Raw genomic sequence first — 20,896 nt, 5'->3', positions numbered from 1 at the left:
ACTTAACAAGGAGAACACCAATGCCACAACTCACTTATGCAGGCGGCAGCGTCGAAATTGATGACCAGGGCTACCTGGTTAACCTTGCAGACTGGAACGAAGATGTCGCCCAGGCCGTGGCCACCCGGGAAGGCATGGACCAACTGGACGAAGCAATGCTGGAAGTGATCCGGTTCTTGCGGTCATATTACCAGAAGTTCAATGCCTTCCCGATCCTCAACTACGTGTGCAAAAATATCCACCAACCCCGTAATTGTGTCAGCGACGAATTCATTAACCCGGAAAAAGCATGGAAAATAGCAGGTTTGCCCAAAATGGAAGGGTTCCACTTCATAAGTACGGATGGCCGCCATTACGTGATGGAAGCGCCATCATGAGTACAACCGGGGTTGCCGCCTGACCGTAGGTGTTGGTCGGCCACGCGGTCTTGTTGTGCAGCGCCGCCGACCACCGGAACCGATCACCTTGTGCAATAATTTCACCCAGCCGGACCAGGAAAACCCGGGTCCGCCGCAAAAAACATGGAGCCGTACCTATGGATATCTATCAGTTCGCCATGAAGATGGAAAAGGATGGAGAAAATTACTACCGCCAGTTGGCCCTGGAAAGCAAAGTCGAAGGTCTGACCCGGATCTTCACCATGCTGGCCGACGAAGAGGTCAAGCATTACGAGGTGGTAGAAAAACTGAGCCGGAAAGAGAGCAATCCTCAGTTGGCAGACACCCCGATCCTGAGCAATGTCAAAAATGTCTTCAGCGCCATGCGGGATGAGAAAAATGAGTTGTTCATCGACACCACCGCCGCCAGCAACAGCTTCCGGAAAGCCTGCACCATCGAGGCGGACAGCGAAAAATTCTACCGGGAAAAAGCCGCCCAGGCCACCGACCAGCATGAACAGCAGATCCTCTCCCGGCTGGCCCGGGAAGAGGCCAACCACCTGCGGGTCATGGAAACCCTCCTGGAGTTTGTTTCCCGGCCGGAACCGGGCAACTGGCTGGAAGACGCGGAGTGGCCTCACCTGGAAGAGTACTGAGGCAATTATGGAGGTGATGAATCGGTGTCGCCATGATGCCATGACGCCATGATAAGAATAAGGCGCCCCGGTAACTTTCTCTGCAATCCATCGAAGGCACGTTATGAGTTCTCTCAAGGTCTGGCCCGGCAAACCCTATCCCCTAGGGGCGACCTATGACGGGGAGGGCACCAACTTCTCCCTGTTTTCCAGTGTGGCCGAGCGGGTGGAGTTATGTCTCCTGGACGACCAGGGCCGGGAATCACGTTTTGAACTTTCCGAGGTTTCCGCCTACTGCTGGCACGGTTACCTGGCCGGGGTCGGGCCCGGGCAGCGTTACGGCTACCGGGTCCATGGCCCCTGGGAGCCGGAACATGGCCTGCGCTGCAATCCCGCCAAGCTGTTGCTCGGTCCTTACGCCAAGGCGGTCCGCGGCCAGGTCCAGTGGGACGAGGCGGTGTATCCCTACCATTTCGGCGAACCGGATAGCCGCAACGACCAGGACAGCGCTCCCTTCGTCCCCTGTTCGGTGGTGATCGATCCACAGTTCGACTGGGGCGATGACCGCCATCCGGAAACCCCCTGGCACCAGACCATCATTTACGAAACCCACGTCAAGGGGTTTACCAAAAACCACCCAGACATCCCCCCCGAACTGCGCGGCACCTATGCCGGTCTGGCCCACCCGGCGGCCGTCAACTATTTAAAAGAGCTGGGGATCACCGCCGTTGAACTGATGCCGGTGCACCAGTTCATTCACTATCCCCACCTGGTGGAAAAAAACCTGCGCAATTACTGGGGTTACAGCTCCATCGCCTATTTTGCCCCCAACAATGAATATGCCGCCGCCGAAGAACCCGGTCGCCAGGCCGTCGAGTTCAAGGAAATGGTCAAGACACTGCACCAGGCGGGGATCGAGGTGATCCTGGACGTGGTCTACAACCATACCTCGGAGGGCAACCACCTGGGGCCAATGCTTAGTTTCAAGGGGATCGACAACGCCGCCTACTATCGCCTGATGGCCGATGACCCCCGTTATTACATGGATTACACCGGCACCGGCAACAGCCTCAACATGCGGCATCCCCATGTGCTCCAGCTCCTTATGGACAGCCTGCGCTACTGGGTGCAGGAAATGCACGTGGACGGTTTTCGGTTTGATCTCGCCTCCACCCTGGCCCGGGAGCTTCACGAGGTGAACCGCCTGTCGGCCTTCTTCGATGTTATCCAGCAGGACCCGGTGATCAGCCAGGTCAAGCTCATCGCCGAGCCCTGGGATCTTGGCGAAGGGGGCTACCAGGTTGGCAAATTCCCGCCGCTGTGGTCGGAGTGGAACGGCCGTTATCGCGACTGCGTCCGCGACTACTGGCGCGGTCAGGACCAAAACCTGGCGGAGTTTGCCAGCCGCTTCACCGGCAGTTCCGATCTCTACGAAAACACCGGTCGCCGCCCCTATGCCAGCATCAACTTCGTCACCGCCCACGACGGCTTCACCCTGCGCGATCTGGTCTCTTACAACGACAAGCACAACGAGGCCAACGGCGAGGATAACCAAGACGGCACCGACGACAACCGCTCCTGGAACTGCGGGGGCGAAGGCCCCACCGACGATCCCGCCGTCAACGCCCTGCGCACCCGCCAGCAGCGCAACTTTCTTGCCACCCTGTTTTTGTCCCAGGGGGTGCCGATGCTGCTTGGCGGCGATGAGTTCGGCCGCAGCCAGGGCGGCAACAACAACGCCTACTGCCAGGACAACGAGATCTCCTGGTTCAACTGGGACCAGGCCGACAGCGAGTTACTGGCTTTCACCCGGCGACTGATTAGATTCTACAAGGAGCATCCGATTTTCCATCGCCGGGGCTGGTTCCATGGTCGGCCGATCCGCGGGGCGGGGGTTTCCGACATCGCCTGGTTCAACCCCGATGGCCGGGAAATGGAGGATAAGCACTGGGAGAAGGATCACGCCAAATCGTTTGCCCTGTTTTTAAACGGCGAGAGCATCACCGCCCTGGGTCCCCGGGGCGAACGGGTCAGCGATGACCGCTTCTATCTGGTGTTCAATGCCCACCATGAACCCCTGACCTTCAACCTCCCGGCTGCCAAGTGGGCGAAGGGATGGGTCCGGGTGTTCGACACCGCCGGCGGCTGGGAAGAGGAAGAAAAAAGGCTTGCCCCCGGCAGCGAACTGTCGGTCGAAGCCCGGAGCCTGGCGGTACTGCGCCATGCCTCCTGATCCCGTCCCCGCGTGGCCCACGGAACCACCAGCTGCCGCGGCATTCAGGGCGCGGCTTCGCGCACGGCGGGGATCAGATACTCGGCCATGACCTCGTGGATGCGGGCAAGGTACGCGCTGCGCGGACTCGGGGGGGTAGGGTCCGAGGTCAGAGCGACCGTAAGCGCCAGTGACGGAACGACATAGAGCACCTGGCCGCCGAAACCCCAGCCGTAGTACACGCGCTCGCCGGCAAGCTCACCGACAAACCAGCCGTAACCATAGTAATCGTCGTGATATTGCGACTGCCCACGGGGAGCCCAGCTTGTCTCAACCCAACCCTCCGGGAGGACCCGCCGGCCGTCCACGACACCATCGTTGCGGTAGAGTTCGCCGAGCCGGATCAGGGCGTGGGGTGAAAGGCGCATATTGTTGCCGCCGAAATGAATACCCTGTGGATCGGTCGGCCAGTCTGGGATACTAATGTTCAGAGGATTGCCGAGCCAGGCGCGAGCGAGCGCCAGCGTGCTGGTTTCGGTGGCCTCGGTGAGAGCCCCCGAGAGGATATGACTATTACCCGTGGAATAGAGCATGTGACCGCCCGGCTCGTCGATAAACGGGCGGCCGAGGGCATCGGCGATCCAGTCATCGCTCGCGACCCAGGTTCCGTAGTTTGAGCCCGAGGTGGGTTCGAGGCCGGCCTGCATCGATAGCAGGTGGCCGATGGTGACGCGATCGATCCCTGCCGGCGCCTCTGCCGGGACCCGTTCGCCCAACAGCTCGACCACGGGCTGATCCGCCCCCGCGACCACGCCGCGCTCGATGGCGGCGCCCACCAGGGCGGCGAGGAATATCTTCGCCAGGGATTTGACATTCACGGGTTCGTCCACGGCCGGGCCCGCGAACGCATGCTCGAAGACGATCTCACCCTCAATAGCGACGACCAGGCCGTGGGTGCGCTCCAACTCGCCGAACTGTTCAGCGGCCTGCGCCACCGGGCGGGCCGGCTCCGCTGTGGCCAGTGAGGCTTGCGGCGACAGGGTGAGGAGGGCCGCGATCAGGGTGATTATGATATCTCGTTGCAATCAAGAGCTCCCTAGCGGGCTTTTGCAGCCTCACACAAACAGAAGATCGGAGAAAAAGCCATAAAAGAGTATGGCTATGAGTGTTGCGACAATGCTCAACGCCCCGGGGCCCAAGCTCCTCGGGGGACGGGTCAGCTCGACCTCACTTCACTAACGGTTGATCACCCCGCACGCGATCCGGGAGCCAGCTCCTCCGATGGGTTGCGTCTTGTGATCGTCCGGGTTTTGGTGGATCACCAGCGCCGCACCGTCCTCGCCGAGGATTCGCGCCCCCACAGAACCGTCGAGGCTGGCCAGCGTTGTAAAGAGCTCATAGTTCACATCGCCTTTGGCATCGGCGTAGATATTGGGAAAGTCCCCCGGATCCGGCCCCTCCGAGTTCATCAGTCCGTGTTTCTTGCCCTCCGGATTGATGTGCCCGCCGGATGCCTGGAACCCATCGTCGTGGTCGCTGCAGTCACCGACGGCGTGGATGTGGATGGCATGAAACCCGGAGCTATCGGCCAAACCACGCAGCTCAAGACGGATCAATGTCCCATGGGGACTTTGAGTCAACTCGGCCTTACCGATTGCTTCACCTTTCGTATTCATGAATTGCGCCGTTGCAGTGTGCCCGCCGGCGGTAGCTGAACCCGCTGCTACGATACCCACTGCTACGATACCCACTGCAGCCACTGTGATCAGAGTTTTTTTCATCTTCATAAGATATCTCCAAGATGTTTTTATTTTTTGATACTCTATCCCGCACCGCTTTACCTTCTGGCCAAGGTTTATGCTGCACGATATGTGCCATGATGTGCCAAACAAAAACACTTGGTATATCAATAATTTGCCGACGAAAGAAGATGGTACTGAATGACTGTGCTCGGTAATCCGTACTGCTGCAGTTCATTATTCCGGAAACGGCACAGAAATTGTGTTCACAAATCTGTAAAGTAAAAGACCGGAATTGAATAATGACTGCGGAAGACAACAGAAAACAGCGTTGACATTTCCGGGCCTCTTCAACAATGATGGAGTTAATAAACCGGTGTCGCCATTATCAGGCGCCCCGGTAATTTCCCCTGCAACTCATTGGAGGCACGTTATGAGCGGTCTTAATATCCGTCCCGGGCAGTGTTGTGTCAGGCGGTGAAATGATGCTCATTTCTTTTTTTCTTCAGGCGAAGGAAAGCTGGGAGGCGCGGATCCCTTGGCTCGGACAAGAAGTGTTTGCCGCGGTCACGTGGTGGAATCTACTTGCCTTTCTGTCTATCACGATGGCGGCCCAGTTGATTCACCTGGGGGTTCACTGGGTCATTCGAATGAAACTACGACGAGACGCGGTCGAAGTTTCTGCTGAACCTCAACATGAACGGGACGCCCGAAAGTGGTTTGATTTGTTTCTGGGCGCAGCGCTTGCTCCGTTGGCTGTGCTCGTCTGGGTTTACGGCTTGTACCTCGCGTTCACCGTCCTGCTGCTCACTTTGCGTGAGCTGGAGGAAACCCCGTTGGTCCTCGTTGTTATCGATTGGGTCAGGGACGTCGGATTTTTTGTGATCCTCGTCTGGTTCCTTTTTCGGATGATCGATGCGCTCGACGTTGTTCTGCGCCAGAAGGCGAACGAGACCGGCAGCAGATGGGACATGATCCTGTCACCGCTCGTGGGCCGAACGCTGCGACTCATTTTGCCACTTGTCGCGATCATTGTAGGTCTGCCGCTCTTCCCGATCACTGCAGAGGCGGTCATCCATTTCCGGACGGGTCTGAGTGTGCTGTTTGTCGTTTTTATCTCCGCGATTCTTTTCCAAGTTGTGCGTGCGCTGGAAGAGGGGATACTCGCAGGTTTCCCGGTGGATGTGGCCGACAACCTGCAGGCCCGAAAACTGCACACTCAGGTGACCGTGCTGAAGAAGGTTGCTCTGGTGGCCATCAGTATCTTTGCGTTGGCGTCGATCCTGATGGTTTTCGAGCCGTTGCGTCGCTTTGGTACGAGCATTCTGGCTTCCGCCGGTATTGCAGGTATTATCATTGGGTTCGCTGCTCAGAGGAGTCTCGGTACGTTATTGGCAGGCTTCCAGATCGCGATCACGCAGCCGATTCGCCTGGACGACGTCGTCATCGTCGAGAACGAGTGGGGAAGGATCGAGGAGATCACGCTCACTTACGTTGTCGTCCGCATCTGGGACCTGCGCCGTCTGGTTCTGCCAATCGATTATTTCATTACACAGCCGTTTCAGAACTGGACACGAACCTCAGCCGACATCCTTGGATCGGTCTTCCTGCACGTGGATTACACGGTGCCGATTTCGGAGATGCGCGGGGCAATGGATCGGATTCTGGAGCATGCTCCAAAGTGGGATAAGAAGGTCAAGGTCCTTCAGGTCACCGATGCATTGGAGCGGACACTTCAACTGCGAATCCTGGTCAGTGCGGCGGATGCAGGTTCCGCATGGGATTTGCGCTGCCAGGTTCGAGAGGAAATGATCGAGTTTATCCGTGATAATTATCCTGAGGCTTTGCCGAGATTTCGCGCGGAGTTATCTTCCCCTGGCTCGAATGATTCCCGGGGGTTGTTGCCCGGTAGGTGACAGGAAAGTGATAGCGATAAAGTGATAAGTAATCGCTTATTTCGAGCTATGACAGAGCAGCAGTTCAATTCCCGAGACCCCGGCCTGGTTGGTCTGGTTATGCAAATCCCGGAGGGCACTCTGCACCCCCTCCTCAATTACGGGGTGGTAAAATGGCATCCGGAGCAAATCGGCAACCGTGGCCTTTTTCTGGATGGCAAAGGCAAACAGATGGCCGACATGCTCGCCAGCCGGGATCGCCATTTCCGCCCCCAGTATCAAACCGTCCGTCCGGCGGCCATAAATGCGAATACTCCCTTGGTCGCTGTTATTCATGCGGGCTCGAGACTGACCGGCAAAATCATGGCTGCCGACCACCAATTCTTCATGCGCTCCGAGCTGTTCATAACGCCGGCCGACACTGACGATATCGGGTTCGGAAAAGGTGATGGCCAGCGGAATTCGCCGTTGAAAGCATTCCGTCTGTTTACGGACCGAATTGTAGCCGGCGATGCGGCCTTCATCGATGGCTTCGTGGAGCAGCGGCCGGTTGCTGTCGGCATCGCCGGCGATGAAAACCGGCAGGTTCGCTACCTGCATGGTGGCAGGATCGCAGGGGATCCGGCCGCGGTCATCGATTTTCAGGCCCAGATTTTCCAACCCCAGGTGCTGAAGATTCGGCCGTCGGCCCATGGCAATCAGCGCTTTTGCTACCGGCAGCTTTTCATTTCCGATGGTGATTTCCAATCCTGCCGCCGCCGCCAATTCCGCCGTCACCCCGGTAAGGATCGTCATTTCACGGCGCAGGATCTCCACCATGGCGGCGGAAACCTCGGGATCGGAAAGGCCGCCGATGGTCTCCCCCTGTTCAACCCCAATCACCCGGACCCCCAGCCGCGCCAAGGCCTGGGCCATTTCCAGGCCGGTCGGCCCCAGGCCGATAACCGCCATGGTGTCTGGCAAGTCGGTAAGTTCGAAAATTTCCTCGCTGGTAATGATCCGGTCACCGAGTTCCTGCCAGGCAGAGGGCACGATCGAGCTTGAGCCGGTGGCGATGATGGTCCGGGAGGTTTTGATGGTACGGCCCTCAACCTCAATGGTTTCAGGATCGATGAAGCTGGCGCGGCCGGTGATATTCCTGTCGCCCAGTTTTTCGGTGGACTCGATCATGCCGTTGGTAAAACCATCCCGCAACCGGCGGACATGTTCGAATATCTTCCGGCGGTCGATGGTCAACCCGTGTGTGCCACCCACCCCCATTTCCTTGAGCAAATGCCGTACCCGACAGGCTCTGGCCGCCTCGACCAGAGCCTTGGTGGGCATGCAGGCGATCCGAGCGCAACTGGTGCCGTAGTGGCCCTGGTTGATCAGGACAAAGTTGTCGGTCTTTTTTTTGACTTCACTCACCGCCGAGAGACCGGCGCTGCCCGCCCCGATGATGACTACATCCACTTTTTTCTGCATTTCATCTCTCCTTGCCTGTGGGTTGTTCAGTGGTGCAACCGGAGCAGATTGTCATCAGGGAATCGGGCTTCCGCCGCTGATCAACTTCAATTCGGCAGGTATAACGGGCCGGAATCAGGGCCTCATGGGCAAAGGCAGGGCTGGTAAGTTGCATGGCACACCTCCTGGTAATCGGTGACTGCAATTATTTGTGACCTCAACCGCCAAAGCGGCGTTGCCAAACGCTACTCAACACTTGGCCGGGGCGCAAGAGCCTTGCTTTTAGCGCTCGAATTTACGCTCAGCGCGGTAACCGTGACCAAAATCAGTCCCATGCCAAAAATCTGCAAGGCGGCCAGGCTTTCATTTAAGACCACCACGCCAAACAGCGATGCGGTGACCGGCTCGACCATCGCCACCACAGACGCCACTGCCGGGGCGGTATGCTTCAAACCGACGATGTAGAGAATGAACGACAAACCGGCGCCAACCACCCCCAATGCCACGAACAGTGGCCAACTTGACGTTTGCAGCACGGCCGCGGTCTGATCGGCATCGGCCAGCCCGACGAGGATGGCGGCAAGGACCGCGAACGCTATCACCAGAATCGCCTGGGGGCTACCGTGGGGGGCCGCATACTTGAAGCCGAAAATGAATACCGCGTAGGACAGACCGGAAAGCAACCCGGCACCGGCGGCAAGCGGCGTGACCTCCCCCGCTCCAATCTCGTAAATACCGGTCAGCAGCACCACCCCAAGCATTACCAGCGCGATGGCGGCCCACTTGAACAGCGTGGGCCTCTCGAGCTTGAGAGTGAAGGAGACGAGGTAGACGAACACCGGGGCGCAGTACATCAGGGTCGCGGCAACCGCGACACTGCCCTCCGCAATACTTACAAAATAAAAGGCGAAGTTGCCGGCAACCCCCACCCCGGCGATCACCGACCAGAACCATAACCGGCGATTTGCCAGGCCGCTGCCGCGCGGGCGCAAGGCCAGCCAGACGAGAACGAACAAAAACCCGATCGCGCCCCGGTAGAGCGACACCACCACCGGGTCCCAGCCCTGGCCGGTGAGAATACCGCCGATCCCGCCTGACAACCCCCAGCATAGCGCCGCCAGCACCACGAAAGTGGTACTCAGACCCACCATTTTGTCTGATGAAATCAACCCCGACGGGGCAGGCGAACTCCTTGCCATTCCGTAAACCCTCTCCCGGTATAATAAACCGCTGATGAGCCGGCCCCAGGGACAACCGAACAAAGCCGGTTGATTTTTTTTCGCCGGTTGTCACAAAACTGCCGGTGGCGGCGTTGTGACTTTATGAGTCCCTGGAATTATCGGGTCCACCGGACCACCCAAGCGTGAACGTTTTACAGGTTATCAAATCTGGAATGCGTTTGCTGAACAAATTAAAACCTGGAGGAAAAAGATGATGTCAGGAAAAATCACCCATTGGCAAAAAATGATCTCGGCCCTGTTGCTGGCCGTTACTCTGCTGGCGCCGCACACCGCCACCGCCCACTGTGACGCCCTGGACGGCCCGGTGGTTGTCGAAGCCCGTCAGGCCATGGCCGCCGGCGATCCGCAGCCCCTGCTGAAATGGGTGCTACCGGAGCATGAGGAACAGATTCACCAAACCTTTGCCAAAACCATGCAGGTTCGAGAGCTGGGAGAGGAGGCCCGGGAGGTGGCCGACAATTATTTTCTGGAGACCCTGGTAAGACTACATCGGGCCAGTGAAGGCGCCCCCTACACCGGCATCAAAGCGGCCGGCACCATTCCCGGTCCCATCGCCCGGGCGGATGCGGCCCTGGCCGAGGGTTCGGTGGATGAACTGGCTACTCACGTGGCCGACCATGTGGGCCGGGAAATGCGGGAACGTTTCAGCCGGGCCCTGGCCAAGAAAAAGTCGGCGGGGCGAAGTCCGGAAGCCGGGCGGGAATTTGTCGAGGCTTATGTGCAGTATGTCCATTTCGTGGAAGGAATCGTGGGCGTTATCAGCGGCGATCACGCCCATTAACCACAGCTGGCGGCAATTAACCAGAGCGGCGCCGGTCAGTTTCCCTTTGCATACTGACCGGCGCCGCCTTTTTTGGGGGCAATGGGTCAGGCCTGGCCCAGGACCGGCCGGAAGCGGCCAAAAGTCCGCCGCAGCCAGCCGCCCCCCGCCACCGTCTCCGGGACTGCGGCCCCCATTACCGCCTCTTCCGAATACACCAACCGCCGTCGGCGCCGCTGCGCCTCGCGCACGTGGTCGATCAGCACATTGCGCACCAGCACAAACACCCAGGGCAGGAAGGGGGTGCCGACCCGATATTTTTGCCGCACCCCATGCAACCGGGCAAAAACTTTCTGGAAGACCTCTTCGGATTCGTCCCTACCCGCCAACCGGCTGAACAGATAACCCAGAATTCTCCCCCGGTGTCTGGCATACAGCACGGCAAAGGCATCCAGATCGCCGACGGCATAGGCCGCCATCAACTCTTCATCACTACGATCCTCAAGACTCATTGCCGACCACATTCCTCCTTCTCAACCATTAGACGCTATTGCCGCCGTTTTTGTGACAAAAACAAGCGGCAAAAAAGAAAAGCGAAAATGATTTTAACCGTGAAGAGAAGGGTAAGCCTTGACCCAGGTCAAGGGTTGAAAACTGCTTTACAGCACCCCTTGAGCCTGCCACGATGTAACTGATGCATGTTTTCCCGAAACACCCTTGCGGGAAACGGCAAAAACAACCACGGAGGAACGAAACATGAAGAAGAGAACCATCGCAACATACTGGTCAGTCGTGATTATCATTGGTACCGCCTTCCTTCTGGTAGCCGGGAAGGCCCTGGCCCAGTGGGGACCATACCGGGAATCACCCATGGGGTTTGGCATGATGGGAGGCATGGGGGGCATGGGGTGGCTGGGGGTGATCCTCGTGCTGATCTTCTGGGCCCTGGTTATCTTCGGCCTGATCCTGCTGATCAAATGGCTGCTGATCCAGACCCGCTCCGCGTCGTCCGGATCTTCGTCTTCACAGCCGCCGTCCCTGGAAATTCTGAAGTCCCGCTACGCCCGCGGAGAAATTGACAAGGAGGAATTTGAGGAAAAGAAACGAGACCTGCTTTCATAAGCCCGACGGGCGAAAGGGTCAGACCGGGCAGCCGCAAATGGTGGACGCCCAATCTTGACCTCAGTTTTATAATCACTTAGATTGCAGGATTATCGGCGATGGCGATCATTTCGGCGGAACCGGCTGGGCCAACCATCCCGATGGCTACCAGGGCGACACCATGGGTATTGCCACCGCCAGAAACCTTGGCCGGCGCATGGCCGAGGTAGCCGCCCTGATGCAAGACCAAACACCCAACCGAACACCCGGCGAAAATTGAGCTGAACGCGATTGTTTTTGTTTCTGGCACCGGCCGGGATGGCTACGGGAACAGTGCAGCCATTTGCGGGGGTAGCGGGCAGGAAAACTCCAGGGGGCGCTGATCGGCAGGATGGCGCATTTTCAGGCCGGCACTGTGCAGGGCCTGGCGGGGCAGTCGCAATTGGTGGTGGTCGGCGGGGGTCAGGTGGTCGGCCAGGAAGCGGAGGAATAACTCTTCATCCGGGCCGTAGATTTTGTCGCCCACCACCGGAGAGCCCAGACTGCAAAGGGTGGCGCGAATCTGGTGGCAACGCCCGGTCAGTGGCCGGGCCTCCAGCAGGCTGATGCCTAGCTGAAAGGCGAGACGCCGGAAATGGGTGGCGCATGGCACGGCCCCGGCGGGAACCGGCTGGCCCTGGGGGAAAAACCGGCTTTTCTTGCGAATCCGGCTGTTCGGGTCCGGGGCCAGGAAGCCGGTGGCCGCCTGTTCGTCGGGGGGGAACTCGCCCTCCACCAGGACCAGGTATTTTTTCTCAACCTGCTGCTCCTGCCATTGCCGGGCGCAGTCCCGGGCCGCCGCCCGGTTTTTGGCCACCACCAGCAGGCCGGAGGTTTCCCGATCCAGCCGGTTGACCAAATGGGGCTGGTCCAGCCCTCCCCTCTCCCGCAGCAGCCACCAAAGGGTATGGCGGAAATAACGCCCGCCGGGATGACAGGGCAAGGGGGCCGGTTTGTTCACCACCAGCAGATCATCATCCTCATAAACCACGCTGAAGTCCGAGGCCACCGGCGGCTCCGCCAACTCCGCTCCCTGGTAGGAAACCCGGTCGGCGGCGGCAAGAACTTGCTCCGGGGCCACCGGCTCGCCGTTTACCCGCAGGCGTCCGGCGGCCAGTTCCCCCTGCCACTGCTCCCGAGTCAGATAGGTAAACCGCCCGGCGACAAAATCCAGCACCGTTCCCCCGGCCCGGCCGGCCTCGATCCGCACCGCACAAACTCTTTCCGGCCCGATCGGCTTCACAATACGGTTCGTCATCCCTATACCAGTCATGAAATTATTCGCCCAGCAGGTGCAGGACCACCTGGCGGCGGTGGGGACTGGTGCGGTGTTCCCACAGGTAGATGCCCTGCCAGGTGCCCAGGGCCGGGCGGCCGTCGAGCACCGGAATACTCAACGAGGTCTGGGTCAGGGCGCCGCGGATATGGGCCGACATGTCGTCCGGGCCTTCGCTGCGGTGGCGCCAGCCGGGTTGGCCGTCCGGCGACAGGGCCGCGAAAAAGGACTCCAGGTCGTGGCAGACATCGGGGTCGGCGTTTTCCTGGATCAGCAGGGAAGCCGAGGTGTGGCGGCAAAACAGGGTCAACAACCCCTGGCCGATGTCGCTTTCGGCTACAAAGGACCGCACCCGGTCGGTAAACTCGAACAGCCCCCGGCCCCGGCAGTTGATCTCCAGGGTAGTGGTGGTTTGCTTGCCCATGTTCTTGCCTCCTTGTAAGTTGACAGCCGGCCGAAAATATCGTCCACCCGCAGTCAGCGGCCTAAGCTGTTTGTCAGCTCCTGCTCCGTCGGCCCGCCTCATACCCCCAAACGACACCCAAAGGGAATCCCCACCAGGGTGTCGTCGTAGAGGCGCACCCGCTCGTCGTTGTTGATGACCAGGCCATAACGACAGCCATGCTGTTTGATAAAGTCGCGAATCCCGCGCAGATCGTGGCCGCCCACCCGTTGGCCGTACTTGATTTCGATGGGAATCAGCCCGAATTCGCCTTGCAATACCAGGTCAACCTCGGCCCCGCCACTGGTGCGGTAATGGAAATAATCGAAGGAAAGCCCCAAGGAGTTCAGGCCGCGCAGAATCTCTTCGATGACCATCCCTTCCCAGGAACGGCCCATGGCGGGGTGGGCCAGCAGATCCCGGGAGTCGCGGAGGTGGAGCAGGAAATGGAGCAGGCCGCTGTCCCGCAGGTAGCCCTTGGGATGTTTCACCAGCCGCTTGGCCGTATTTGCGGCGAAAGCCGGGATGTGCCGCCAGATGAAGGTACCGTGCGCGATCTGGAAGTAGTCCCTGGCGGTCGGCTGAGAAACACCGAGCGCTCTGGCCACATCGGAATAGTTGATGATCGTGCCGGAGCAACTGCCAAGCATCTGCAAAAAAAGGAGGAACTTCTGGCGGTTCAGGCCGGGGAAAAGCCGCTGAATATCGCGGTTGAGGTAAGTCTGGATGTAGTTCTCCATCCAGAGCTTGCTGAATCGTGGGCTATGCTTGAGCCATGGCTCCGGATAGCCGCCGCCAAACCAGTAATCATGCTGGAGCCGGAGAGAGTCTTTCGGTAAAAAAAGAGAAAGGTACGAGTGGGCGGTGGATTCGGGATCGGCAATGAGCGGGGCGATGCCGGCACCCGGCTCGGGCTGCTGCACCTCGGCAAAAGAAAACGGCGCAAGCTCCAGGATGGCCACCCGGCCGGCAAGACTTTCCGAGATGGCGCCAAGCAGATCCGGAGAGCTGGAGCCGGTGATGAGGAAGCGCCCGGCGCGACTCCGGTCGGCGTCGATGGCGACCCGCAGGCTGTTGAACAGCGGCGGCAAGAGTTGCGCCTCGTCAATGGCGACCCGGTTTGGATGCAGACGGAGAAACAGATCGGGATCTCGTGAGATCGCCTCGAAATCATTGGTCTTTTCAAGGTCGAACAGCTGCCAGGGCGGCGGCAGTTGCCCAAGCAGGGTAGTCTTGCCGCATTGGCGTACCCCAACCAAGGCCACACACGGAAATAAAGACAGCAGTTCATGGAGTAATTTGGCGCAGGCTCGGCTCTTCATACCTTGCATTTTAAAAGGCCGACTTTTAAAATGCAAGATAAAATCGGACGGCGCCTGTGGAGCTTAATACCGGTCAGTTCTTTGCCAGATCGTCAGGGCACCGGAATCAACGAGGGCCGCTTATCGGTTGACAGCCGTACCGGCCATGTGTACCCTATTTTGTGTACCTGTTGCCCGATAAACATCAGGGGAAAGAAAAATGCAAAAAGTCAACGTCAGAGAGGCCCGCCGCGATATCAGCCGCTTACTGGATGCAGTGGCCGGCGGCGAGGAAATCGTGATCGTCAGGCGGGGTAAACCCGTCGCTCGCCTGCTGCAGGTTGAACAGCCCGGCGGCGGATTGGCGCGATTTCCCGAGCACACCGAACTGCGGGCCCAATTGCCGCCGCAAAGGCAAAGCAGTGCCGCCATGCTGCGGGAGATGCGGGATGAACGCGGTTAATCGCTATTTCGACACCAGCGCCCTGCTCCCCTATTATCGAACGGAACCGGCCACGGCGGCAATCCTGGTTTTACTGCGCCAATTACGGCCGCCGGTGTTGATCAGCGACCTGACCAAAGTGGAACTGTCCTCTGCCATTGCCCGCTGGGTCCGCATGGAAGAACTTGATGAATCCCAAGCCGCCCTGCTGACAAACGCCATCGCCGCCGATCTCGAGGCCGGACTTTTTAGAGTGCGGCCACTGGCCACCAGGCATTATCGGCAAGCGGAAAAATGGCTTACCGCCCGCACCACCCCCCTCAGAACCCTGGACGCCCTGCACCTTGCCTGCTGCCACACCGACCGGGCCCAACTGGTCACCTGCGACCGCACCATGCACCAGGCCGCTCAAACCCTGGGAATTGCCAGCCAACTCATCCAAACATAGCCGCCAGCTTTTTTTAGGACGAGGGCCGCCTTTCTTTTGACGCCGTTTTGTGACCATGCTAAAGTGGTCATAAATTAAATTATTTCGCCGGGAGCAGGTCATGTCGCAAACCATCTCGAAATCTCGTTTTAAGCCCAGGGCGTTAGAACACTTCCGCCGAATTCAGGAAGACGGCCAGGAGCTGATTATCACCGATCACAACAAGCCGGTATTGAAGATCATTCCCTACCGGGAGCAACCGTCGGCCGTGTTGCGGGAGCTTCGTAACACGGTGCGGTGCTACGAGCAACCGCTGGAGCCGGTCGGCGAAAACGACTGGGAGGCTCTTAAGTGATTGTGCTGGACACCCATGTCTGGCTGTGGTGGCTCAGCAACCCGGAAAAACTGTCGCCTGCCGCCGCGCGGGCCATCAGTGACGGCGTACGGGACGAAGGGATCATCATTTCCTCTATCTCAAGCTGGGAGATCGCCCTGCTGGTGGCTCGTGGTCGCCTTGAGCTGGCCATTGATCATCGGGACTGGATCGGCAAGACGGAAGGACTTCCCTTTGTTCATTTTGCCCCGGTGGACAACATCATCGCCCTGCGTTCGGTGGATCTTCCCGGCGATTTTCATCCCGACCCGGCCGACCGCATCATCGTGGCCACGGCCATGACCATGGCCCTCCCCCTCGTTACCCGCGACGATAAAATCCTCAACTACCCGCACCTGCAAACCATCTGGTAAGACGTTGTCGGCCGTACAGAACGGGCCGAGCCAGTCGGAGGGGTTCAGTTCCACAAATCTTCGCCCTTGTTAAAATTAAAGTGCATTTTTTGCTCTTTTTGTGCAATAATTGCCTTCAGACTACAACTAGCAACCAATCGGGGGCGTTATGCTTATTGAATTCAGTGTTGCCAACTATCGTTCTTTCTGGGAAACCCAGACCCTGAAGATGACCGCCGACGCCGGGCCGGAGCTGCGGGAAAGCAATGTTTTTGCTTCCGGGGTCGCCGGCCTTCCCGACCTGCTGCGTTCCGCTGTGGTTTACGGCCCCAACGCGGGAGGAAAAAGCAACCTGATCAGGGCCCTGGCCTTTATGCGTCGCTTGGTCCTTGAATCCGCCAAGGAGAAACAGGAAGGGGAAACCATCGGGGTGCGCCCTTTTCTGTTTCATCCAGAAGGCAAAGACCGGCCCTCCGAGTTTGAAGTTATTTTTGTGCAGGACGGTGTCCGCTACCAGTACGGATTTGCCGCAACCTCGGACCAGGTAAAGGCGGAATGGCTGCTCGCCTATCCGGAAGGCCGGGCCCAACGCTGGTTTGAACGCCTCCGCGACGCTGAAACCGGCCGGGAAGAATGGCATTTCGGCAGCAAATTAGGCGGCCGAAAAAAACTCTGGCAGGAGGCCACCCGCGACAACGCCCTGTTCCTCTCCACCGCCATTCAACTTAACAGCGAGCAACTGAAACCCGTCTTCCAGTGGTTCAGAAACCTGGCGATCATCGAACCCGGTGCCCTGCTGGACCCCGGCTTTACCATCCAACAGTGCGGGGACGAGGATGGCTGCCGCCAAATCATCGATTTCCTGAACGCCGCCGACCTGAGCATCCAGGATATCCGCCTGGAGAAAAAGACCCTGGCCGAAGATGAACTACCCGCTGATTTGCCGGACAGTTTAAAAAAGAAGATCGTCGGCAAGGAAATGGTACGACCGCTATTCCTGCACCCGGTGGCCGGCAGCGAGTCCATGGTGCCCCTGCCCCTGGAAGAGGAGTCCGACGGCACCCGCAAGCTCTTCGCCTATGCCGGGCCATGGCTGGACATCCTGACCAATGGACGCATTTTGCTGGTCGATGAGCTGAACAACAGCCTCCACCCCAAAATGGTCCGCTTCCTGCTCAGCCTCCTGCACAGCAGCCAGACCAACCATAAAAACGGACAGGTGATCTTCTCCACCCACGACACCAACCTGCTCGACCAGGAGATAATGCGCCGCGACCAGATCTGGTTCGTGGAAAAGAACCTGGAAAACGCCACCCGCCTTTATCCCCTGTCCGACTTCAGCCCCCGCAAAAAGGAGGCGCTGGAGAAAAACTACCTCCAAGGCCGCTACGGCGCCCTGCCCTATTTGCGTAAGGTGGCCTGATGGGCAGCGACGATCTTTTTCACAAAAGAAAAGAACGCAAGGCCGCTTCGTTGAGCCGAAGCCGAGCCCGGCGCGCTCCTTACGATCGGGTGCTCATTGTTTGCGAAGGCAGCAAAACCGAGCCGCACTACCTGCAGGAATTGATCGACTTTTATAAGCTGAACACAGCCAACATCGATGTCATCGGACGCGGTTCCGACCCCCAAAATGTTGCGGAGTATGCCATCAGCAGGAGCCGGGAAGATCAGGACTACGACCGGATATACTGCGTTTTCGACCAGGATCGCCACACCTCATACCAGGCAACCCTGGACAAAATACGGCAGACCCGGTTGAGCAAAAAAAGAAGCTTGCAGGCGATCACGTCGGTGCCCTGCTTCGAAATCTGGCTCCTGCTCCACTTCACATACACCACCCGGCAATTCGGGTCAGGCGGCCCTGATTCGTCAATCTGCGCCGAAGTGATCACCGCCTTACGACGCAAGCACCTGCCCAAGTACGACAAGGGGCAGCACAATGTTTTTCGCCAACTCGAACCCCACCTGCCCAAGGCAATGAAAAACGCCAGCCAGTTACGGGAATACAACCAGACCAACGGCACCGACCACCCTTCCACCCAAATGGATGAACTGGTCGATTATCTGCGAAATTTACGCCAAAACGGGTGACGACTTCGGTGGCTTCTTCATTGCCGTATTTTCAAGGTTGCACAGGGCGTCGTATTCCTGCATCCGGCGTTTGGTGATGACTCCGGCTTTGTGCAGGCCTCTGGCGGTCTCGTGCATTTCCTCCAACGCTCTGCTTCTAGTCTTCTTTGTTGCCATGGAATATCTCCTGAAGACTCTTAGTTTAGCCTGTCCCGCACCGCTTGTTTGGCGTCCGCGACTTCTAAAAAGCGGGATGTGCCGGCGGCAATACGGGCTTCCCGGGCCTTGAGAACATCGGCATGCCAGGACGGAGACGATACATCCTCCGGGTTGCGGGCCAAGTTCGCCCAGATTTCCTCAAGTGCTTCCAGTTTTTTGGTGACGCTCATGCGACATCCTTATTCTGGTTTTTACCTCGCTCCATGATCGCCCCGAATCCGGGTTGCTCATAAAATTGGCCTTGCGAAGATCCAGTTCTTTTTTCTGCCAGTCGTGGACAGGTACATCGGAGGCAGAAGTTGCCTTAGTCCAAGTCGTTAGCAATCCCATCTATTATTCTCCAGATTTTTCACCCAACTCCGCGTGTATTTTTTTGATTGTTGCCAGGAGTTGCGGGATTTTGTCCTGACAGGTGTAATAAACCGCTTCGGCGCTTATGACCGTAAAACTTCCAAGACGAGTTCCTGGTCAGGCATATATCGCCTCCCCGTCGATTTTCTTTTTGAGGAATCGGTTCATGTTCTCCCGGTAGGCAACGATGTCAACGGGCCGGTGCAATCGCTCTTCCAGCTCGTACTTGAGGCCGGCCAGGAGGAAAAGATCGGGCTTGGCAACCCGGACCACCACATCCACATCGCTGTCGTCCGCCGCTTCACCACGGGCGACGGACCCGAAAACACCGATGGCGAGGATGCCGTACTGTTTTGCCTGTTCCTGCTTATAGTCGTGCAGGATTTTTATGATTTCCCTTTGTCTCATCATCTTTCTCCACGGCAAATTGCATGGTTATTCTCCTGAAAATGTACCGCGATTGTCTCTTCGATTGATCTTACCGCATTATGCTGCCCCTTGCTAGCGTCGGTGGCATCGGCGCGCTCTCTTTGCAAGTTGCTGATTGTCGACCCGGATCAGGCCGTGCAGATGCCGTAGCGTGGGAGGATTTTGCGGATTACCGTGTAGCGGTGGGCGAGCAGGGCGTCATGGAAGAGTTTCCAGTCGCTGCCCAGGAAAGAGGGGTGGTAGGGAAAGCGATCTTTTTGCCGGTCTGTTGCTTTGCGGGTCTGCAAGGCTTCGTATTTCCATGATTTCACCCCCTTTGGCCGGTATTCCAGGGTTACCGGTGGGAAATCGAAGTAGCCGTCTTTGATCCGGGCCAGCCATTGCCGGTGCCGGCTGTCGCCGTCGGGGGCCGTCAGGGTTTGCAGCAGGTGGTTGATTTTGTCCCGGGCCTCGTTGGGCAGGCCCGGGGTCCGGGCATCGGCGTCGCCGATCCGGAACCGTTGCATGGCCTTGCACATGGCGTGGGCGGCGGCGCTGAACTGCGCCGGGTTGTCTCGCTTGACGAGTTGGCCCTGGTGGTCGCGGTAGCTCCACTTGAGGTAGGGCCGGTCGGGATGACTCAGCGCCGCGCCGTGCCCCAGCGGCAGGGTGCCGCCCACGAAGCTGCTAGTCGCGTCGTTGAAGATGTTGCCAAAGAAGCGCTTCAGCCGCCCTTGCAGTTCGTGGTCCGGCTTGCCCTGCCGGTCAAGGGCCGCGATGTTGTTGACTTGGTGGCTGACGCCGGCAAAGCCCTGGTGGGACCAGGTATCGGCGTAAACGTGCATGGCGATCCCCAGGCGGTGCAGCCCGTGCAGGTTGTCCCGCTGCCGGATGCACTCCCTGAGCATATCGTGGGCCACCGGGCTGTCCGGCCGGCAGATGAGCTTGTCGATGAAGGTGCCATCGGGGTTTTCCCCGGCCCGCCGGCCGCCGTTGCCCGGCAGGAAGTGAAAGGGAATCCAGACATGGCGGTTGGCCAGTTTTCTGAAATTGCGGTAGTCCAGGGTTTTATGGGCCGAACTGGTCCGCTGATACATGGCCCCGTTGGTAAAGTGGATGATGCCGCTGTTGGTGGCGTCATCCACATACTGCGAACAGTAAGCAACAACCGCCGCCTCCCGATGCCCGAACCCGGCATAACGGGCAATGACGTAAACCGTGCCGTGATGGAAGTCGATTTGCATCGATGGCCTCCTTTTGTTTAGCGGCCGCGACATCTAAAAAACGGGGTGCCAGCGGCAATACGTTCTTCCCGGGCCCTGAGAACGTCCGCATGCCAGAACTGAGGCGAATTCGACCATTCGCTATACGACGTTAGCCCGATTGGGAAACCGTTCGGGATGTTCGATCATTTCTTCCGTGAGGTCTACATCAATCTCAGGCCAGTGGAAATGACCGGGGGCCTGCTCCTCCACATGCAAAATGGCGCTGACCGGCTGGTTTTTGAACCAGGGAAAGTCGTCGTACGCCATGAATAACTCCTTGCCATGGGCCAGGAGCCAGACCCCATGACTGGAGATGTTGGTGACCTCAACCTCCAAAGTGGCGTTGCCAAGCGCTGATAAGCTCATGGTAATGACCCTCGATTATCGTTTCGATCTCTTTCAACTGCTGTCGGCTGTAGCGGCAACTATTTGCCAAGACAAGTTCGGGTTGCAGCCAGAACTTGGCCTCTCCTTCGCCGGAAATTACATGCACATGCATCCTGGTTTCTTCGCGGGAAAAAAGAAAA

Annotated in this window: 29 protein-coding genes; 12 read left to right on the top strand and 17 right to left on the bottom strand. The window is 58.4% G+C overall.

What is annotated here, in order from left to right; all coding sequences use genetic code 11:
* Positions 1 to 20: 20 nt before the first annotated feature.
* The 3 genes from P0N66_RS05390 (at position 21) to glgX (ending at position 3,245) form a co-directional block, all read left to right on the top strand.
* Positions 21 to 377, top strand: a complete 357-nt coding sequence (locus P0N66_RS05390; protein ID WP_275803030.1) for a TusE/DsrC/DsvC family sulfur relay protein — start codon at positions 21 to 23, stop codon at positions 375 to 377.
* 158 nt (positions 378 to 535) lie between these two features.
* Entirely contained in the window at positions 536 to 1,033 is a 498-nt protein-coding gene (locus P0N66_RS05385) for a ferritin-like domain-containing protein (RefSeq protein ID WP_275803028.1), read from the top strand.
* A 103-nt stretch (positions 1,034 to 1,136) separates the two neighbouring features.
* A complete protein-coding gene (gene glgX, locus P0N66_RS05380) occupies positions 1,137 to 3,245 on the top strand; it encodes a glycogen debranching protein GlgX (protein WP_275803026.1) in 2,109 nt (702 codons plus the stop codon).
* A 44-nt stretch (positions 3,246 to 3,289) separates the two neighbouring features.
* Here glgX and P0N66_RS05375 read toward each other — a convergent pair whose 3' ends face one another.
* Positions 3,290 to 4,309: a serine hydrolase domain-containing protein gene (locus P0N66_RS05375; protein WP_275803024.1), complete on the bottom strand. Its 1,020-nt coding sequence runs from the start codon at positions 4,307 to 4,309 to the stop codon at positions 3,290 to 3,292.
* 150 nt (positions 4,310 to 4,459) lie between these two features.
* Entirely contained in the window at positions 4,460 to 5,011 is a 552-nt protein-coding gene (locus P0N66_RS05370) for a superoxide dismutase family protein (protein ID WP_275803022.1), read from the bottom strand.
* A 434-nt stretch (positions 5,012 to 5,445) separates the two neighbouring features.
* Between P0N66_RS05370 and P0N66_RS05365 the strand changes: the two genes are divergently transcribed.
* A complete protein-coding gene (locus P0N66_RS05365; protein ID WP_275803020.1) occupies positions 5,446 to 6,879 on the top strand; it encodes a mechanosensitive ion channel family protein in 1,434 nt (477 codons plus the stop codon).
* A gap of 36 nt (positions 6,880 to 6,915) precedes the next feature.
* Here the strand turns inward: P0N66_RS05365 and P0N66_RS05360 are convergent, their stop codons facing one another.
* From P0N66_RS05360 to P0N66_RS05350, 3 genes are all read right to left on the bottom strand, one after another.
* Positions 6,916 to 8,322, bottom strand: a complete 1,407-nt coding sequence (locus P0N66_RS05360; RefSeq protein ID WP_275803018.1) for a dihydrolipoyl dehydrogenase — start codon at positions 8,320 to 8,322, stop codon at positions 6,916 to 6,918.
* A gap of 1 nt (position 8,323) precedes the next feature.
* Complete coding sequence (locus tag P0N66_RS05355; RefSeq protein ID WP_275803016.1) at positions 8,324 to 8,476, bottom strand: hypothetical protein; 153 nt, start codon at positions 8,474 to 8,476, stop codon at positions 8,324 to 8,326.
* Positions 8,477 to 8,546: 70 nt separating this feature from the next.
* Positions 8,547 to 9,500 (bottom strand): DMT family transporter, encoded by a 954-nt coding sequence (locus P0N66_RS05350; RefSeq protein WP_275803014.1) that lies wholly within the window; start codon positions 9,498 to 9,500, stop codon positions 8,547 to 8,549.
* Between the two features lie 232 nt (positions 9,501 to 9,732).
* Here P0N66_RS05350 and P0N66_RS05345 point away from each other — a divergent pair, with 232 nt between their 5' ends.
* On the top strand, positions 9,733 to 10,323 hold the full coding sequence (locus tag P0N66_RS05345; protein ID WP_275803012.1) for a DUF6448 family protein: 591 nt from the start codon (positions 9,733 to 9,735) through the stop codon (positions 10,321 to 10,323).
* An 86-nt stretch (positions 10,324 to 10,409) separates the two neighbouring features.
* Here the strand turns inward: P0N66_RS05345 and P0N66_RS05340 are convergent, their stop codons facing one another.
* Positions 10,410 to 10,814: a sigma factor gene (locus P0N66_RS05340; protein ID WP_275803010.1), complete on the bottom strand. Its 405-nt coding sequence runs from the start codon at positions 10,812 to 10,814 to the stop codon at positions 10,410 to 10,412.
* 244 nt (positions 10,815 to 11,058) lie between these two features.
* Between P0N66_RS05340 and P0N66_RS05335 the strand changes: the two genes are divergently transcribed.
* Positions 11,059 to 11,424 (top strand): SHOCT domain-containing protein, encoded by a 366-nt coding sequence (locus P0N66_RS05335; protein WP_275803008.1) that lies wholly within the window; start codon positions 11,059 to 11,061, stop codon positions 11,422 to 11,424.
* Between the two features lie 76 nt (positions 11,425 to 11,500).
* On the opposite strand, the gene P0N66_RS05330 is transcribed toward P0N66_RS05335, so the two are convergent.
* The 4 genes from P0N66_RS05330 to P0N66_RS05315 all read right to left on the bottom strand — a co-directional run bounded on the left by P0N66_RS05330 (position 11,501) and on the right by P0N66_RS05315 (position 14,491).
* Entirely contained in the window at positions 11,501 to 11,647 is a 147-nt protein-coding gene (locus tag P0N66_RS05330) for a hypothetical protein (protein ID WP_275803006.1), read from the bottom strand.
* Positions 11,648 to 11,725: 78 nt separating this feature from the next.
* Positions 11,726 to 12,700, bottom strand: a complete 975-nt coding sequence (locus P0N66_RS05325; protein ID WP_275803004.1) for an RluA family pseudouridine synthase — start codon at positions 12,698 to 12,700, stop codon at positions 11,726 to 11,728.
* 19 nt (positions 12,701 to 12,719) lie between these two features.
* The gene (locus P0N66_RS05320) at positions 12,720 to 13,142 is read right to left on the bottom strand and encodes a secondary thiamine-phosphate synthase enzyme YjbQ (RefSeq protein WP_275803002.1); all 423 of its coding nucleotides are present in this window, start codon (positions 13,140 to 13,142) and stop codon (positions 12,720 to 12,722) included.
* Positions 13,143 to 13,240: 98 nt separating this feature from the next.
* Positions 13,241 to 14,491, bottom strand: coding sequence for an ATP-binding protein (locus P0N66_RS05315; protein WP_275803000.1), 1,251 nt, complete (start codon positions 14,489 to 14,491; stop codon positions 13,241 to 13,243).
* A gap of 190 nt (positions 14,492 to 14,681) precedes the next feature.
* On the opposite strand from P0N66_RS05315, the gene P0N66_RS05310 reads away from it, so the two are divergent.
* The 6 genes from P0N66_RS05310 to P0N66_RS05285 all read left to right on the top strand — a co-directional run bounded on the left by P0N66_RS05310 (position 14,682) and on the right by P0N66_RS05285 (position 18,147).
* A complete protein-coding gene (locus P0N66_RS05310) occupies positions 14,682 to 14,924 on the top strand; it encodes a type II toxin-antitoxin system Phd/YefM family antitoxin (RefSeq protein WP_275802998.1) in 243 nt (80 codons plus the stop codon).
* Positions 14,911 to 15,351 (top strand): type II toxin-antitoxin system VapC family toxin, encoded by a 441-nt coding sequence (locus tag P0N66_RS05305; RefSeq protein WP_275802996.1) that lies wholly within the window; start codon positions 14,911 to 14,913, stop codon positions 15,349 to 15,351. The genes P0N66_RS05310 and P0N66_RS05305 overlap by 14 nt, the downstream gene beginning before the upstream one ends.
* Before the next feature lie 100 nt (positions 15,352 to 15,451).
* Complete coding sequence (locus tag P0N66_RS05300) at positions 15,452 to 15,685, top strand: type II toxin-antitoxin system Phd/YefM family antitoxin (protein WP_275802994.1); 234 nt, start codon at positions 15,452 to 15,454, stop codon at positions 15,683 to 15,685.
* Positions 15,682 to 16,077 carry a type II toxin-antitoxin system VapC family toxin gene (locus P0N66_RS05295; protein WP_275802991.1) on the top strand — a complete coding sequence of 132 codons (396 nt, stop codon included), beginning with the start codon at positions 15,682 to 15,684 and terminating at the stop codon, positions 16,075 to 16,077. Before P0N66_RS05300 ends, P0N66_RS05295 begins: the two co-directional genes overlap by 4 nt.
* Before the next feature lie 148 nt (positions 16,078 to 16,225).
* Positions 16,226 to 17,479 (top strand): AAA family ATPase, encoded by a 1,254-nt coding sequence (locus P0N66_RS05290; RefSeq protein WP_275802989.1) that lies wholly within the window; start codon positions 16,226 to 16,228, stop codon positions 17,477 to 17,479.
* The gene (locus P0N66_RS05285) at positions 17,479 to 18,147 is read left to right on the top strand and encodes an RloB family protein (protein ID WP_275802987.1); all 669 of its coding nucleotides are present in this window, start codon (positions 17,479 to 17,481) and stop codon (positions 18,145 to 18,147) included. The genes P0N66_RS05290 and P0N66_RS05285 overlap by 1 nt, the downstream gene beginning before the upstream one ends.
* Here the strand turns inward: P0N66_RS05285 and P0N66_RS05280 are convergent.
* From P0N66_RS05280 to P0N66_RS05255, 7 genes are all read right to left on the bottom strand, one after another.
* The gene (locus P0N66_RS05280) at positions 18,130 to 18,303 is read right to left on the bottom strand and encodes a hypothetical protein (RefSeq protein ID WP_275802985.1); all 174 of its coding nucleotides are present in this window, start codon (positions 18,301 to 18,303) and stop codon (positions 18,130 to 18,132) included. The two genes, P0N66_RS05285 and P0N66_RS05280, sit on opposite strands and share 18 nt — an antisense overlap.
* Positions 18,304 to 18,323: 20 nt before the next feature.
* The gene (locus P0N66_RS05275) at positions 18,324 to 18,515 is read right to left on the bottom strand and encodes an addiction module protein (protein ID WP_275802983.1); all 192 of its coding nucleotides are present in this window, start codon (positions 18,513 to 18,515) and stop codon (positions 18,324 to 18,326) included.
* The gene (locus tag P0N66_RS12895) at positions 18,484 to 18,675 is read right to left on the bottom strand and encodes an addiction module protein (protein WP_431190013.1); all 192 of its coding nucleotides are present in this window, start codon (positions 18,673 to 18,675) and stop codon (positions 18,484 to 18,486) included. Before P0N66_RS12895 ends, P0N66_RS05275 begins: the two co-directional genes overlap by 32 nt.
* A 138-nt stretch (positions 18,676 to 18,813) precedes the next feature.
* Complete coding sequence (locus tag P0N66_RS05270; RefSeq protein ID WP_275802982.1) at positions 18,814 to 19,107, bottom strand: nucleotidyltransferase family protein; 294 nt, start codon at positions 19,105 to 19,107, stop codon at positions 18,814 to 18,816.
* 146 nt (positions 19,108 to 19,253) lie between these two features.
* Positions 19,254 to 20,348 carry a DUF6765 family protein gene (locus tag P0N66_RS05265; protein ID WP_275802980.1) on the bottom strand — a complete coding sequence of 365 codons (1,095 nt, stop codon included), beginning with the start codon at positions 20,346 to 20,348 and terminating at the stop codon, positions 19,254 to 19,256.
* A 120-nt stretch (positions 20,349 to 20,468) separates the two neighbouring features.
* A complete protein-coding gene (locus P0N66_RS05260) occupies positions 20,469 to 20,735 on the bottom strand; it encodes a DUF2442 domain-containing protein (protein ID WP_275802978.1) in 267 nt (88 codons plus the stop codon).
* On the bottom strand, positions 20,695 to 20,896 hold a 202-nt coding region (locus P0N66_RS05255; RefSeq protein WP_275802976.1), incomplete at its 5' end, for a DUF4160 domain-containing protein. The genes P0N66_RS05255 and P0N66_RS05260, both read right to left, overlap by 41 nt.

It is taken from the genome of Desulfurivibrio dismutans (assembly GCF_029210385.1).
Classification (GTDB): Bacteria; Desulfobacterota; Desulfobulbia; order Desulfobulbales; family Desulfurivibrionaceae; genus Desulfurivibrio; species Desulfurivibrio dismutans.
This window is presented reverse-complemented; position numbering and strand designations above follow the sequence as displayed.

Coding starts and splice junctions, on each gene's coding strand:
- P0N66_RS05390 (WP_275803030.1), top strand. CDS start 21: ATGCCACAACTCACTTATGCAGGCGGCAGCGTCGAAATTGATGACCAG.
- P0N66_RS05385 (WP_275803028.1), top strand. CDS start 536: ATGGATATCTATCAGTTCGCCATGAAGATGGAAAAGGATGGAGAAAAT.
- glgX (WP_275803026.1), top strand. CDS start 1,137: ATGAGTTCTCTCAAGGTCTGGCCCGGCAAACCCTATCCCCTAGGGGCG.
- P0N66_RS05370 (WP_275803022.1), bottom strand. CDS start 5,011: ATGAAGATGAAAAAAACTCTGATCACAGTGGCTGCAGTGGGTATCGTA.
- P0N66_RS05365 (WP_275803020.1), top strand. CDS start 5,446: ATGATGCTCATTTCTTTTTTTCTTCAGGCGAAGGAAAGCTGGGAGGCG.
- P0N66_RS05360 (WP_275803018.1), bottom strand. CDS start 8,322: ATGCAGAAAAAAGTGGATGTAGTCATCATCGGGGCGGGCAGCGCCGGT.
- P0N66_RS05355 (WP_275803016.1), bottom strand. CDS start 8,476: ATGCAACTTACCAGCCCTGCCTTTGCCCATGAGGCCCTGATTCCGGCC.
- P0N66_RS05350 (WP_275803014.1), bottom strand. CDS start 9,500: ATGGCAAGGAGTTCGCCTGCCCCGTCGGGGTTGATTTCATCAGACAAA.
- P0N66_RS05345 (WP_275803012.1), top strand. CDS start 9,733: ATGATGTCAGGAAAAATCACCCATTGGCAAAAAATGATCTCGGCCCTG.
- P0N66_RS05340 (WP_275803010.1), bottom strand. CDS start 10,814: ATGAGTCTTGAGGATCGTAGTGATGAAGAGTTGATGGCGGCCTATGCC.
- P0N66_RS05335 (WP_275803008.1), top strand. CDS start 11,059: ATGAAGAAGAGAACCATCGCAACATACTGGTCAGTCGTGATTATCATT.
- P0N66_RS05325 (WP_275803004.1), bottom strand. CDS start 12,700: ATGACGAACCGTATTGTGAAGCCGATCGGGCCGGAAAGAGTTTGTGCG.
- P0N66_RS05320 (WP_275803002.1), bottom strand. CDS start 13,142: ATGGGCAAGCAAACCACCACTACCCTGGAGATCAACTGCCGGGGCCGG.
- P0N66_RS05315 (WP_275803000.1), bottom strand. CDS start 14,491: ATGCAAGGTATGAAGAGCCGAGCCTGCGCCAAATTACTCCATGAACTG.
- P0N66_RS05310 (WP_275802998.1), top strand. CDS start 14,682: ATGCAAAAAGTCAACGTCAGAGAGGCCCGCCGCGATATCAGCCGCTTA.
- P0N66_RS05305 (WP_275802996.1), top strand. CDS start 14,911: ATGAACGCGGTTAATCGCTATTTCGACACCAGCGCCCTGCTCCCCTAT.
- P0N66_RS05300 (WP_275802994.1), top strand. CDS start 15,452: ATGTCGCAAACCATCTCGAAATCTCGTTTTAAGCCCAGGGCGTTAGAA.
- P0N66_RS05290 (WP_275802989.1), top strand. CDS start 16,226: ATGCTTATTGAATTCAGTGTTGCCAACTATCGTTCTTTCTGGGAAACC.
- P0N66_RS05285 (WP_275802987.1), top strand. CDS start 17,479: ATGGGCAGCGACGATCTTTTTCACAAAAGAAAAGAACGCAAGGCCGCT.
- P0N66_RS05280 (WP_275802985.1), bottom strand. CDS start 18,303: ATGGCAACAAAGAAGACTAGAAGCAGAGCGTTGGAGGAAATGCACGAG.
- P0N66_RS05275 (WP_275802983.1), bottom strand. CDS start 18,515: ATGAGCGTCACCAAAAAACTGGAAGCACTTGAGGAAATCTGGGCGAAC.
- P0N66_RS12895 (WP_431190013.1), bottom strand. CDS start 18,675: ATGGGATTGCTAACGACTTGGACTAAGGCAACTTCTGCCTCCGATGTA.
- P0N66_RS05270 (WP_275802982.1), bottom strand. CDS start 19,107: ATGATGAGACAAAGGGAAATCATAAAAATCCTGCACGACTATAAGCAG.
- P0N66_RS05265 (WP_275802980.1), bottom strand. CDS start 20,348: ATGCAAATCGACTTCCATCACGGCACGGTTTACGTCATTGCCCGTTAT.
- P0N66_RS05260 (WP_275802978.1), bottom strand. CDS start 20,735: ATGAGCTTATCAGCGCTTGGCAACGCCACTTTGGAGGTTGAGGTCACC.